13 protein-coding genes are annotated in these 12,928 nt (G+C 41.0%); 8 read left to right on the top strand and 5 right to left on the bottom strand.

Going from position 1 to position 12,928, the window contains the following annotated elements; all coding sequences use genetic code 11:
- Nucleotides 1–11: 11 nt before the first annotated feature.
- The 6 genes from ACPEEM_RS06830 (at nucleotide 12) to ACPEEM_RS06805 (ending at nucleotide 5,485) form a co-directional block, all read left to right on the top strand.
- Nucleotides 12–1,973 carry a heme lyase CcmF/NrfE family subunit gene (locus tag ACPEEM_RS06830; RefSeq protein WP_424401458.1) on the top strand — a complete coding sequence of 654 codons (1,962 nt, stop codon included), beginning with the start codon at nucleotides 12–14 and terminating at the stop codon, nucleotides 1,971–1,973.
- On the top strand, nucleotides 1,966–2,511 hold the full coding sequence (locus ACPEEM_RS06825; protein WP_424401456.1) for a DsbE family thiol:disulfide interchange protein: 546 nt from the start codon (nucleotides 1,966–1,968) through the stop codon (nucleotides 2,509–2,511). The genes ACPEEM_RS06830 and ACPEEM_RS06825 overlap by 8 nt, the downstream gene beginning before the upstream one ends.
- Entirely contained in the window at nucleotides 2,511–2,963 is a 453-nt protein-coding gene (locus ACPEEM_RS06820) for a cytochrome c-type biogenesis protein (RefSeq protein ID WP_424404668.1), read from the top strand. The genes ACPEEM_RS06825 and ACPEEM_RS06820 overlap by 1 nt, the downstream gene beginning before the upstream one ends.
- Nucleotides 2,963–3,886 carry a c-type cytochrome biogenesis protein CcmI gene (ccmI, locus tag ACPEEM_RS06815; protein WP_424406428.1) on the top strand — a complete coding sequence of 308 codons (924 nt, stop codon included), beginning with the start codon at nucleotides 2,963–2,965 and terminating at the stop codon, nucleotides 3,884–3,886. Before ACPEEM_RS06820 ends, ccmI begins: the two co-directional genes overlap by 1 nt.
- A gap of 699 nt (nucleotides 3,887–4,585) precedes the next feature.
- Entirely contained in the window at nucleotides 4,586–5,185 is a 600-nt protein-coding gene (locus ACPEEM_RS06810; protein ID WP_424401451.1) for a hypothetical protein, read from the top strand.
- Between the two features lie 12 nt (nucleotides 5,186–5,197).
- Nucleotides 5,198–5,485 (top strand): hypothetical protein, encoded by a 288-nt coding sequence (locus ACPEEM_RS06805; RefSeq protein WP_424401449.1) that lies wholly within the window; start codon nucleotides 5,198–5,200, stop codon nucleotides 5,483–5,485.
- 39 nt (nucleotides 5,486–5,524) lie between these two features.
- Here the strand turns inward: ACPEEM_RS06805 and hda are convergent, their stop codons facing one another.
- The 5 genes from hda to purM form a co-directional block, all read right to left on the bottom strand.
- Nucleotides 5,525–6,226, bottom strand: coding sequence for a DnaA inactivator Hda (gene hda, locus ACPEEM_RS06800; protein WP_424401448.1), 702 nt, complete (start codon nucleotides 6,224–6,226; stop codon nucleotides 5,525–5,527).
- Between the two features lie 83 nt (nucleotides 6,227–6,309).
- Nucleotides 6,310–7,563 (bottom strand): nucleobase:cation symporter-2 family protein, encoded by a 1,254-nt coding sequence (locus ACPEEM_RS06795; protein WP_424406426.1) that lies wholly within the window; start codon nucleotides 7,561–7,563, stop codon nucleotides 6,310–6,312.
- Between the two features lie 119 nt (nucleotides 7,564–7,682).
- Nucleotides 7,683–8,309: a uracil phosphoribosyltransferase gene (gene upp, locus ACPEEM_RS06790; RefSeq protein WP_424401444.1), complete on the bottom strand. Its 627-nt coding sequence runs from the start codon at nucleotides 8,307–8,309 to the stop codon at nucleotides 7,683–7,685.
- A 146-nt stretch (nucleotides 8,310–8,455) separates the two neighbouring features.
- On the bottom strand, nucleotides 8,456–9,097 hold the full coding sequence (gene purN, locus ACPEEM_RS06785) for a phosphoribosylglycinamide formyltransferase (protein WP_424401442.1): 642 nt from the start codon (nucleotides 9,095–9,097) through the stop codon (nucleotides 8,456–8,458).
- Entirely contained in the window at nucleotides 9,097–10,134 is a 1,038-nt protein-coding gene (gene purM / locus ACPEEM_RS06780; RefSeq protein WP_424401440.1) for a phosphoribosylformylglycinamidine cyclo-ligase, read from the bottom strand. Before purM ends, purN begins: the two co-directional genes overlap by 1 nt.
- Before the next feature lie 223 nt (nucleotides 10,135–10,357).
- Here purM and ACPEEM_RS06775 point away from each other — a divergent pair, with 223 nt between their 5' ends.
- Nucleotides 10,358–10,843, top strand: coding sequence for a surface-adhesin E family protein (locus ACPEEM_RS06775; RefSeq protein ID WP_424401438.1), 486 nt, complete (start codon nucleotides 10,358–10,360; stop codon nucleotides 10,841–10,843).
- A 594-nt stretch (nucleotides 10,844–11,437) separates the two neighbouring features.
- Nucleotides 11,438–12,898: an ammonia-forming nitrite reductase cytochrome c552 subunit gene (nrfA, locus tag ACPEEM_RS06770; protein ID WP_424406424.1), complete on the top strand. Its 1,461-nt coding sequence runs from the start codon at nucleotides 11,438–11,440 to the stop codon at nucleotides 12,896–12,898.
- The last annotated feature ends 30 nt before the right edge of the window (nucleotides 12,899–12,928 follow it).

Raw genomic sequence — 12,928 nt, 5'->3', positions numbered from 1 at the left:
GAAGGTCAACAATGATTGCTGAATTAGGAAATTATGCCTTAGCCTTAAGTCTTGCCATTGCCATACTGGTCGCCATTTTCCCTTTATGGGGGGCTGAAAAAGGGCATGCACAGTTAATGTCATTGGCTCGCCCGATGACTTATGGCTTATTTATCAGTTTAAGCGTGGCATTTGTCGCCTTGTTTTATTTATTTGCGGTGAATGATTTTTCCGTTCAATACATTGTGAATAACTCAAATACCCAACTGCCGTTGTATTATCGCCTTTCTGCGGTGTGGGGATCGCATGAGGGGTCATTATTACTTTGGATCTGGCTTCTTACCTTATGGGGTGCGGCGGTGGCGTTCTTCAGCAAACAGTTACCACAAGAAGCCGTGGCACGGGTATTGGGAATTATGGGGATCATCAGCATTGGTTTCTTGCTTTTTGTGCTGTTTACCTCTAATCCATTTGATCGCACTTTTCCTGATTTTCCTGTGGATGGCAAAGAACTGAATCCGTTATTACAAGATATCGGACTGATTTTCCACCCACCACTATTGTATATGGGCTATGTGGGCTTTTCTGTGGCATTTGCCTTTGCCATTGCCTCACTCATGACAGGAAAACTGGATACCGCATGGGCAAGGTGGTCTCGACCTTGGACCATGGCTGCTTGGGTCTTTTTAACCTTAGGGATTGTATTAGGCTCTTGGTGGGCTTATTACGAGCTAGGTTGGGGCGGCTGGTGGTTTTGGGATCCTGTTGAAAATGCCTCATTAATGCCATGGCTAGCAGGAACCGCCTTACTACATTCTTTAGCCGTCACCGAAAAGCGAGGGTCATTTAAAGCTTGGACAGTTTTGTTGGCCATTTTAGCCTTCTCTTTATGCTTATTAGGCACTTTCCTTGTGCGTTCAGGGATTTTAGTGTCCGTACATGCTTTTGCTTCTGATCCGACTCGTGGATTATATATTTTAGCTTATTTGATCGTGGTCATCGGGGGATCCCTTGCTTTATATGCTTATAAAGGGAGTCAAATCCGTTCACGTGATAATGCCGAGCGTTATTCTCGAGAAAGTGCGTTATTGCTTAATAATATTTTATTAATGACCGCACTTTCGGTTGTCTTTTTAGGCACATTATTGCCATTAGTGCATAAACAATTGGGGCTAGGCACGATTTCAGTGGGGGCACCGTTTTTTGATCAAATGTTTTTAATCATTATGATTCCATTTTCCTTATTGTTGGGCGTCGGTCCTTTAATAAAATGGCGTCGTGATGTGTTTTCTGCGATTCGTGTTCCTTTTGTGGTCAGCCTACTGTTGATGTTAATTGCAGGTTTTGCTCTGCCATATTGGCTACAAGATCGCATGACGGTGAGTGCCGTTCTAGGTGTGATGATGGCGGTTTTCATTGTGCTATTAAATCTGTATGAATTGCAGCAGCGAGCAACCCATCGTTCTTCTTTTTGGGTGGGGCTTACGAAACTGTCTCGTTCACATTGGGGCATGGTGCTTGCTCATTTAGGGGTGGCGATGTCCGTTTGGGGAATTGCGTTTAGCCAAAATTACAGTATTGAACGTGATGTCAGAATGAAGGTGGGCGATTCTGTACAGATTGCCGATTATCAGTTTACATTCCAAGGCATTACTGAAGCAAACGGCCCGAACTATGTGGGCGGACAGGCACAGGTGGATATTACCCACAATGGGAAAGTGGAAGCCGTATTATTTGCGGAAAAACGTTTTTATACCGTGAGTAAAATGTCGATGACGGAAGCCGCCATTGATTGGGGATTACGTCGAGATATTTATGTTGCCTTAGGTGAGCACTTAGGTGACGACTCTTGGGCACTACGTTTATATTACAAACCTTTTATTCGTTGGATTTGGTTTGGCGGTGTCTTTATGGCATTAGGTGGCTTGCTTTGCCTGTTCGATCGTCGTTATCGCTTTGCTCACTTATTAAAGAAAAAGGGTGCCTATGAATAAAAAACTTTATTTACCTTTGATATTATTCATTATTTTAATGATCACTTTTGCTGTACAATTACTGCGTAATGCTCAGGGAGATGATCCTAAAGCATTAGAATCCGCCTTAGTGGGAAAATCCGTACCGCAGAAAAAATTGTTTGATTTATTTGAGAATAAGCCTTACGACGTGAGGCTATTCCAACAAGGCAAACCAATATTGCTGAATGTGTGGGCGACATGGTGTCCAACTTGTTACGCCGAACATCAATATCTCAATACATTATCAGAACAGGGTATCACAATCATTGGTTTAAACTACAAAGATAAATCACAAAATGCTGTACAATGGCTGACCAATTTAGGCAACCCCTATCAAGTCGTCTTAATGGATGAGAAAGGTTCTTTCGGCTTGGATTTAGGGGTGTATGGTGCGCCAGAGACTTTTGTGATCGATGGAAAAGGTATAATTCATTATCGCTATGCAGGTGATGTGAATGATAAAGTCTGGCGTGAGAAATTAGAACCCGTTTATCAGAAATTAATAGAGATAAGATAATGAAAAAATTGACCGCACTTTTGACATTGTTGTTCAGCATTTCAAGTTTTGCAGCGATTGATGCATTGAATTTTAGCTCCCCGCAACAAGAGAGCGACTATCATGCATTAACGCAAGAATTGCGTTGCCCTCAATGTCAAAATAACAATATTGCGGACTCTAATGCGACGATTGCAGTCGATATGCGTCAAAAAGTGTTTGAGTTATTACAAGAGGGGCACTCAAAAGAAGAGGTGGTGAAATATATGGTGGAACGTTACGGTCATTTTGTGACCTACAATCCTCCTGTAACCCCCTTAACCTTGGCATTATGGTTAGTGCCTGTTTTGTTAGTGGCAGGCGGACTATTTCTTGTTTTTCGTCGTAAAGCCAAAGCAAAAGAAAAGGTGGAAGAGCCGCTAAGTCCTGAAGAATTAGAGCGTTTGAAAAAAATATTAGAAGAGAAAGCATAATGAGTTTTTGGTTAAGTGTATTGTTGTTGACCTTTATTGTGGCATTGATTTGTTTTTATCCGCTTATTATTCAACGGAAAAAATCACAAATGGCACGAGCCATTCAGCGTGATGAATTAAATAAAGCACTTTATTTTCAACGTGTAGCAGAACTTGAGCGAGATGAAGCACAAGGTTTATTAAGCAATGCCAAGCAGTTAAAACAAGAGCTTCAACAATCCTTACTGGAAGATATTCCCGAAACACAAAAAACCGTGCAGCATGCACAAAAAAATTATGGCACATTATGGTTTTTTTCGGGGTTTTTGTGCCTTGCGATTCTATCGACATTGTTTTACTTAACGGTGGGATCTTGGCATGCAGAAGGCATGTTAGAAAAAACTTACCAAAAACTACCGCACTTTTATGAACGCTTGAAGGATGAGAAAGCCAATCCTTTAACTGACACAGAATTGCAGCAATTTTCCACCGCATTGCGTTTGCATTTACAAAAATCCCCCGAGGATGCACAAGGTTGGTGGTTGCTTGGTCAAATTGCCATGAATAGCAACAAAGCACAACTGGCTTTAGATAGCTATGCAAGAGCGAATAAACTGGCTCCCGATAACCTTGAATATCAATTATCCTATGCTCGAATCTTGATGTTTTCAGAGGATCAGGCAGATAAAGCAAAAGGGGATGAATTGTTGAAAGCGGTGATTCGTCAAGATCATGGAAATTTGGAAGCACTGGGGTTACTTGCCTTTCGCTATTTTGAAGTTGAAGATTACAAAATGGCGGCGGTGACTTGGGCAATGATGTTACGTTTATTGCCTGAAGGTGATCCAAGACAAGCCTTGATTCAGCGAAGCATTGAATCTGCCAGAGCCTCTCATGAGAAACAAGAGATGCAGAAACAACCGCCACTCACTAAACCTCAATAACTCAACCAATCTTATTGCCTACATGGTGTTCATGTAGGCAGAAGATTTTCTTTTCAAGTCATCGCCCAATCATCCGATTTTTAGCGACAGCCTTTCTTCAGCGTTGCCCCCTCTCAATTGAAAAATCCTTGGACTAAGCCTTGTAAAGACAGAGGCAAGAAAAATATTTTGCATAGTGTCAGCATTCAGCTGGATTTTCGAGGCGTAAAAGCCTTGTTTTTTTCGTTCCACCTTTGGTATGATTCGACCGCTTTACTTATCTTTGAAAGTAAATATAAGATTGACTCGGGTCATTTGAAGGACATTACGTCAATTTTCCGACTGTGGATATAGGCGTATTGATGAGATGTTGATAAGAATTCTGCTCACCCATAATCAGAATAGGTTTACACCAAGACGTTGTGCAGAAATCATCGAAGAAACCTCCCGTACAGCGTGAAATAACCATAAACGCAATTGTTATTTCAACGATGACAATCCGTGAGAAAGGGGGTTCTTAATTTCCTCATTACTGACCCAACCCAAAGCCTGTGGTTTAAGGCATTTAGCTTTTCGGGGGTTTTACCTTGATAAGGTCATCCATTTTCTGTCAAGCACATAGAAAGCCTCATCCTATTCTATCGCCCCTTGAACAAGACAATGTGTTACGTTTTCAAGAACCCGATGTTCTTCCCGTGATATGAAACCAAGGAAATGAGAATGTCTTTTAAAATATTCGGATGCTTGAGCTGCGTTTTACTCTCTTTAGCCACTCACACTCACGCCTTTACTGTTCGTATTTCTGAAGATACGGTGGATCAGTTCAAAGATGAATTTACCACGATGACAGAGCAACCCGCTCAACACACCGCAGAAAATTCAAATAATGTGACTTATGTAAATCGTCTCGCAACAAGAAAACTCAACCCAACTACTAACGCCAAAGATGCAAATGCATTAGGTAACAGCATTGAATTTGAAGTCTATGAAATGAATGAAAATAAATCTTCGCACACTATTTTTGAGTCTGGTGGGGGGATTTGTTATGGCTTTATGCGTGATAATGGCGTTGATGTCACCGACGCCACAACTTATTACGTGCAACCCGCTACAAAAGAGGATTATTATACCAATATTGCCACAGCAAAAGTGTCTGCGAAAAATGATCCTAAAGATATGCAATATGTGCCCGTCTTCTATATTCATGATCCAGACTTAGCTAAAAAAGTCCAAGCGCAAGAGCGTTTACATGGCAAAGCCCTTGCAGATAAAAATATTCAAAAACATTCAAAAATGTTATCGAAGATCATCTGTAAATAACGGAGGTGTCCTATGAAAAAGATTCTTTTCGCATTGAGTTTCATATTGCTGTTTGCTTGTTCTGCAAAACAGCCAATTGAACCAGTTGTTTTGGATCATAAAACCCTCGAAGAATATCAACACAAGGTGTTAACGGGGGATACGGTGCCAGCTCATCAAAAACAGGCGTATTCAACTGCGGTTGAATCACCACTTAATGCAAGCGATTATCAAGAAAAGAAAAAAACAGACGGCGTGATGACAAGACCCAATGTGGTACTTGTGCCAAGTGTCGGTTATCACTACAACCGTTGGTATTAAATGAAACAATACCGTACTGTAAAAAGTGCGGTATTTTTTTTATAAATTCAGAATTTCTTTGACGAAAGGAATGGTGAGTTTACGCTGAGCTTGCAAGGATGCCTGATCCAGTGCGGTGAGGGCATTAAATAACGTTTGCATATCTCTGGCTAAACGTTTGAGTAAGAAATTTGCGGTTTCATCGGGCAATTCAATGCCACGTCGCTTTGCATTTTGCTGTAATACATGGATTTTTTGTGCATCATTAAGGGGATTAAGCTGGTAAATTTCCCCCCAACGTAGGCGAGAGGCTAAGTCTGGGAGTTTAACAGGAATCGCACTCGGTGAAAGATTCGCACTAATTAGCAACAATGTTTTTCCCACTTCTTTAATGCGATTGAAAAGATCAAAAATGGCTAATTCCCATTCATCATGACCAATCACCGCCTGTAAATCATCTAAACAGACCACATGCTGATATTCTAAATTTTCTAATACCGCAGGTGAGAAATAACAAGATTTCTCCAGTGGAACATAAATCGCAGGACGTTGTTGTAAGAAAAAATGATTGGAGATCGCCTTGAGCAAGTGGCTTTTCCCACTGCTTTGTTCACCCCAAATATAGAAAAATTGTTGTTCAGGGGAAGCAAAATTTTTATGCAGAGAATTAAGCAACAATAAATTATTGTCGGGAAAAAAGTTATCCAATGTTTCATCATCAAGTTGATGAATTGGGAGTGGTAATTGGAAATTCTCTAACAAAAAAAGACCTATTAATGTATAAAAAGAAGAACAAGAATAAACGAAAAAGGAAGGGTTAAGCAAGGCTTAACCCTTATTTTATCCTATTGATTTTCTTCGAGTGGTGCGTTTTTAGCTTTTGGCAAGATTAAATTTAATAAAATCGCCACGACAGCACATAGGCTAATCCCTTTTAATGAGATTTCACCAAAGTTGACAAACATACCCCCGATACCAAATGTCATAACCACTGAGATAATACAAAGGTTACGGGCTTCTGTCACATCCACTTTACCACGGATAAGGGTACTCATGCCCACCACCGCAATGGAACCAAAGACTAGCATCATAATTCCGCCCATCACAATCGTTGGAATGGTGGATAAGAAGGCACCTACTTTTCCGCAGAAAGAAATGGCAATTGCCCAAACGGCTGCCCATGTCATGATTTTAGGATTAAAGTTGCGTGTAAGCATCACCGCACCAGTGACTTCTGCATAAGTCGTATTCGGAGGCCCCCCTAAGAACGATGCCGCACTGGTTGCAATCCCGTCACCTAATAGTGTGCGATGTAAGCCAGGTTTTTGTAGGAAATCTTTCCCTGTGACAGAGCTAATCGCCATGATCCCACCTACGTGTTCGACTGCGGGTGCAATTGCGATGGGTAATAAATATAAGATTGCTTCAAGTTTAAATTCAGGCGTGCTAATTTCTGGCAGACTGAACCAAGGGGCATTGATGACAGGCTGAAAATCGATTAATCCTAAAAATAAACACAGAATATAACCCACTGTAATGCCGAACATAATAGGAATTAATTTCATCATCCCTTTGGCAAATACCGCCACACTTAAGGTGGTGAGTAAGGTGACCATGGAGACTAAAACGGCATCATTATATTGGTAAGCACTGTTTTTCCCCAATGCCATGTCCACCGCAACGGGAGCTAATCCCATACCGATAATAATAATGACAGGACCTACCACCACGGGTGGGAAGACTTTTTGTAATGCCCCTGCACCTTTTAATTTTACTAAGGTACTGAGTGCAAAATAAACTAACCCCGTGAACATTAAGCCGCCCATAGTGGTGGCGATTCCCCAAGTTGCCACGCCATATTGAATTGGTGCAATAAAGGCAAAAGAGGATGCAAGGAAAATAGGCACTTGGCGACCGGTACAAAGTTGGAATAACAACGTACCAATGCCTGCGGTTAATAGGGCAGTATTCGGATTAAGTCCAGTAATAAGGGGAACAAGTACCAATGCACCAAATGCTACAAATAACATTTGTAAGCCCACAAAGGCTTGTTTGGCATGACTTTGATCCATAGAAAGGGTTTGGTTTTCATTTGTCATTTAAGTTTCAACTCTCTGTCTGAATTAACTTTTCATTTTATAGTATATGTGATGCCACAAATTATAACGGCTATAAATTGAACGGAAAAAAACGGCATTGAATGCCGCTCACGTTAGACTTATTTTGTGCCAAAAATTTTATCACCTGCATCACCAAGACCTGGGATAATGTAGCCATATTCATTTAAGTGGCTATCAATAGAGGCGGTATATAACTCAATATCAGGGTGTGCGGCTTCAAGGGCTTTAATCCCTTCTGGGGCAGCAACTAAAACTAACACTTTGATTTGTTTACAGCCTTTTTCTTTTAACAGATCGATAGTCGCAATCATCGATCCACCGGTGGCAAGCATCGGATCAACCACAATGGCTAAACGTTCAGTTAAATCACTTGCCAGTTTTTGGAAGTAAGGAACAGGTTCGAGGGTTTCTTCATTGCGGTAGATTCCCACCACACTAATACGTGCACTTGGAACATGCTCTAATACTCCATCCATCATGCCTAATCCCGCACGTAAAATGGGCACCACTGTGACTTTTTTACCTTTAATTCGGTCAATTTCGACAGGACCGCACCAACCGTCAATAATCACTTTTTCGGTTTCTAAATCTGCTGTCGCTTCATAGGTTAACAGGCTTCCCACCTCAGTGGCTAATTCACGAAATTGTTTAGTATTAATATCGGCAGAACGCATTAAACCTAATTTGTGTTTGACTAGCGGATGCTGTACTTCGACTAATTTCATCGTATGCTCCTTTTACATATGCGAAAAATAAAATCGTCAAATTCTAAAACATAATTGCTCAAATTGATAGTTCGCATCGTGCCTAATTTAATATTTTTTGAGCATAAAAAAACGGTCTGAAAACAGACCGCACTTTTTTTAAACGATTAATTTTCCATTGCGTACCCTTGAGGGGGTAATTTTTTACCATCAAGGAACGCGTCTTCATTAATAAGTGTTAAACGATCTTCCACAAACCATTTCACCACTAAAGGATAAATCTGAGCTTCTTGGGTTTTGACACGTTCTTCAATGTCTTCAATGCGATCGCCCGTAAAAATAGGGACTTTCGCCTGCAAAATCACCGCTCCACCATCCACTTCTTCATTCACAAAATGAACGGTTGTGCCATGTTCTTTTTCCCCAGCCTCTAAGGCTTGTTGATAGGTATTCAAACCTGGATACTTGGGTAAAAGAGAAGGATGAACATTGAGAATTTTGCCCGCAAACCGTTGAGTGAATTCCGCAGTTAAAATTTTCATATACCCTGCTAAAACGATAAGATCCGCATTGAGTGCTTGAATATAATCACCAATTTGCTCGTCCATTGCTTGATTGCTGGCAAAATGCTTACGCAAAAAAACATGGCTAGAAATACCCGCACTTTTCGCACGTTCTAATGCATAAGCATCGGCTTTATTACTGATTACCGCAACAATTTCCCCAGCAATCTGCCCAGCATGGCAGGCATCAATAAGTGCCTGTAAATTACTGCCATAACCTGACACTAAAACAACAATTTTTTTCATTAGCGAATAATCACTTGTTCTTCGCCTTCATCGGCGTGCTCAATATGACCAATCAACCACGCATTTTCGCCCATTTGCTGTAATAGTGCGATGGCTGTATCCACATCTTCTTGTGGTAAGGCGATCACCATGCCCACACCGCAGTTAAATGTGCGGTACATTTCATGGGTATCAATATGCCCTTTTTCTTGTAGCCATGTGAAAATAGATGGCCATGTCCAGCTTTTCTCATTAATGACGGCTTTAACATGTTTTGGTAATACACGAGGAATATTTTCCCAGAAACCGCCACCTGTCAAATGTGAAATGGCATGCACATCAGCATGTTTAATCAGTTGAAGAATCGATTTGACATAAATTTTAGTTGGGGCAAGAACATGATCCGCAAGGGCTTTTCCATCCAGTTGCTCTTCAGCTGGATTCACACCCGCCACATCAATGACTTTACGAATTAAAGAATAACCATTGGAATGAGGACCGCTAGATCCTAATGCGATTAATGCATCACCAATTTTAACTTGGCTACCGTCAATAATTTCAGATTTTTCCACAACCCCCACGCAAAAACCAGCCAAGTCATAATCCCCAGCATGATACATGCCAGGCATTTCAGCGGTTTCACCCCCGACAAGAGCACAGCCTGATTGTTCGCAACCATTGGCAATGCCTTTAATGACACTTGCGGCAACCTCAACGTCTAATTTTCCCGTGGCATAATAATCAAGGAAGAACAATGGCTCCGCCCCTTGTACCACTAAGTCATTCACACACATCGCGACTAAATCAATACCAATGCTATCGTGGCGATGAAGATCAATGGCAAGACGTAATTTTGTCCCCACGCCATCAGTACCAGAAACTAAAATAGGTTCTTTATATTTTGTCGGAATGGCACACAATGCACCAAATCCTCCCAAACCACCAATAACCTCTGGACGTGTTGTACGTTTTACATCGGCTTTGATTTTTTCGACTAATGCATTACCTGCATTAATATCGACACCCGCATCTTTGTAACTTAATGATTGTTTACTCACGATTGTTCCCTATAATTAAATTGGAGATGAAATACAAAATCTGGCGAATTGTACCATGCCTAAGCAAACGTTTGCGATAGTTTGCTTTACAATTTTTTCTTGTTTTGCTGAATTTTATCAAATTGATAAATAAAACACTTTTTTTGTTGAATTGAACTGGTTAGAATGGGGCAAAAAATCACCTATTCTTCCCCTGCGTAAAAGGATATCACGAGGAGTGAACATGGAAAAATTACTTTGGATCCTTAGTTTAAGTGTTGTTATTTTAACAGGTTGTGTGCCGCCTCCGCCTGAACCGCCAAAAGCCCCAGACGCAATTTCCCTCAATGTGCCGACTTTAATTAAATCAGGGTTTGTTCGTTTACAACAAGCCCCACAGCATTTTATTGATGGCAATAGGGTGATGAAATCCCCTGTTCAACCTTATTTGATTGATTTTGATGTGGTGGTCAATCTCGAAAAAAGCCAGCACGTTTACCCTGATAACCTCAAGTTATATGCTAAATCTTTACGGAAAAAGCATCGTGTGAACTGTGATACTCAAACCTTAGAACAGCTTTCTACCACCTATTATTCCGAATTTTGGGGAGAAGGCGAACCTTCCCCAATCACTGTCAACAACCTTAAATTGACGAAAGATTATAAACATTCTGCATTATCCATGTTAGGGCGTGTTGTTTGTGCTAGCCTTTATCGGCATGAAGGATAACTCACCCCACTAAGCGGATAAACCGAAACATGAAAAAGGGCATTGAAACAGGACATCTCTTCCTATTTTCAATGGCCTTTTTTTATTCACTGTAGATAATGCATTTCACAGGCTGTTCACGCCATATTTTTCTCCCTTCAAAATATCATTTGAGAATAATTTTATCAGTTTAATCAAATTGCTTATTTAGTCTTTTTTGATAAGAATTATTCTCATTTTGTGTAGCATGGAAAAATTAATACCCATTAATAGGTATTTCTCTCTATTTTTCGATTTTCGGTATAACTGTCTTTAAATTTAATGAGTTAGTGTTATTTTAATACCTATTTGTAGGTATATATATGCTACAAAATTAAACGGAATTTCATTCTGTAATACAAAATTTGATCCAAAGCAAAAAACCGTGAAATACCTGAGCAATAGTGAATGTTATTTGTTATTTTTTATGCGTAAGGAATTTTCTTTCTTATCTGCTAGTGATTTGTTTTTTATGAGAAAAATTCTCATTAACAAATAGGGCGGATTTATTGTGATGATTGAAATGGATTCTACCCATCAGTTTAAGTAGAACCTTTTTTATATGGAGTGAAAATCGTGAAGACATTGAAAAAACGCCTACTCGTTGCGACAACCATGGCATGGGGGATTTCAGCCTCATTTTCCGTGATGGCAGAGTATAAACCGATCGCTCAACCTGTTGAGCCAGCAAATCCTCATTTAAAAATTGAATCTCGTAACGATCTGTTCAAAGACAAATTTCCAAAACAATATCAAACTTGGGCAGATACCTCAAAATCAACGGAACGTGATTCCGTCAACTATGAAGATCCGCGTGTGGTGGTGTTATGGGCAGGTTATGCCTTTGCGAAAGATTATAAAAAGCCCCGTGGACATTTTTATGCCGTCACAGATGTGAGAGAAATTTTGCGTACGGGTGCACCGATGACACCAGATGCCGGCCCGATGCCAATGGCATGCTGGTCTTGCAAAAGCCCTGATGTGCCTCGCTTAATTGCAGAGCGTGGTGAAGCGGGGTATTTCGGTGCCAAATGGGCAAGCGGTGGGGGTGAAATTGTGAACCCGATTGGCTGTGCGGACTGTCATGACACCACCTCAAAAGACTTTGCTGAAGGCAAACCTGCATTACGTATTGCACGTCCTTACGTGTTACGTGCATTGGAAAAAATTGACCATAAATTTGACACTTCTGACAGAACCGATCAACGTGCGGCACTTTGTGCGAATTGCCATGTGGAATACTATTTCGCAGGCGATTTAAAACAAGTTACCTTCCCGTGGGATAACGGCATTACCGTAGATGCCATGGAAAAATATTACGATGATATTGGTTTTGTGGACTGGACACATGCCATTTCCAAAGCCCCAATGTTAAAAGCCCAGCACCCAGATTATGAAACCTGGATGTTAGGTGTGCATGGTAAAAACGGGGTGACCTGTATTGATTGTCACATGCCAAAAGTGCAGGGGGCAGACGGTAAAGTCTATACCGATCATCAAATTGGTAACCCATTCAATGCCTTTGAACAGACTTGTGCAAACTGTCATGACCAAAGCAAGGAACGTTTACAAGCCATGGTGAAATCCCGTAAAACGGAAATTAAAGAAGTAATGTTACGCCTTGAAGATCAACTTGTCGCAGCCCATTTTGAAGCGAAAGCCGCTTGGGAAGCCGGTGCAAGCAAAGAAGAAATGCAAGCGGCATTGCAAGATATTCGTCATGCTCAATGGCGTTGGGACTACGCCGCCGCAGGGCATGGTGGTCATATCCATGCACCTGATGTGATACTGAAAGTGATTGGCACAGGGTTAGATAAATCCACGGAGGCGAGAACGAAATTAGTGCGTGTTTTAGCAAAACACGGCATCACGGATCCTGTGGCAGTGCCTGATATTTCAACCGCTGAAAAAGCGTGGAAAGCAACAGGCGTGGATATTGAAAAAGAACGTAAGGCAAAAGCAGAATTCCTCAAAACTGTGGTTCCTCAATGGGATAAAGAGGCACGAGCCAAAGGCTTATTGCCCGCAGAGAAATAACAGAAACTTTGTCAAAAACGACCGCACTTT

Origin of the sequence: Pasteurella pantherarum, assembly GCF_049670885.1 — a bacterium.
GTDB lineage: Bacteria > Pseudomonadota > Gammaproteobacteria > Enterobacterales > Pasteurellaceae > Pasteurella.
This window is presented reverse-complemented; position numbering and strand designations above follow the sequence as displayed.

Bases quoted from the DNA above. Each gene is read 5' to 3' on its own strand.
- ACPEEM_RS06830 (WP_424401458.1), top strand. From the start codon at position 12: ATGATTGCTGAATTAGGAAATTATGCCTTAGCCTTAAGTCTTGCCATT.
- ACPEEM_RS06825 (WP_424401456.1), top strand. From the start codon at position 1,966: ATGAATAAAAAACTTTATTTACCTTTGATATTATTCATTATTTTAATG.
- ACPEEM_RS06820 (WP_424404668.1), top strand. From the start codon at position 2,511: ATGAAAAAATTGACCGCACTTTTGACATTGTTGTTCAGCATTTCAAGT.
- ccmI (WP_424406428.1), top strand. From the start codon at position 2,963: ATGAGTTTTTGGTTAAGTGTATTGTTGTTGACCTTTATTGTGGCATTG.
- ACPEEM_RS06810 (WP_424401451.1), top strand. From the start codon at position 4,586: ATGTCTTTTAAAATATTCGGATGCTTGAGCTGCGTTTTACTCTCTTTA.
- ACPEEM_RS06805 (WP_424401449.1), top strand. From the start codon at position 5,198: ATGAAAAAGATTCTTTTCGCATTGAGTTTCATATTGCTGTTTGCTTGT.
- ACPEEM_RS06795 (WP_424406426.1), bottom strand. From the start codon at position 7,563: ATGACAAATGAAAACCAAACCCTTTCTATGGATCAAAGTCATGCCAAA.
- upp (WP_424401444.1), bottom strand. From the start codon at position 8,309: ATGAAATTAGTCGAAGTACAGCATCCGCTAGTCAAACACAAATTAGGT.
- purN (WP_424401442.1), bottom strand. From the start codon at position 9,097: ATGAAAAAAATTGTTGTTTTAGTGTCAGGTTATGGCAGTAATTTACAG.
- ACPEEM_RS06775 (WP_424401438.1), top strand. From the start codon at position 10,358: ATGGAAAAATTACTTTGGATCCTTAGTTTAAGTGTTGTTATTTTAACA.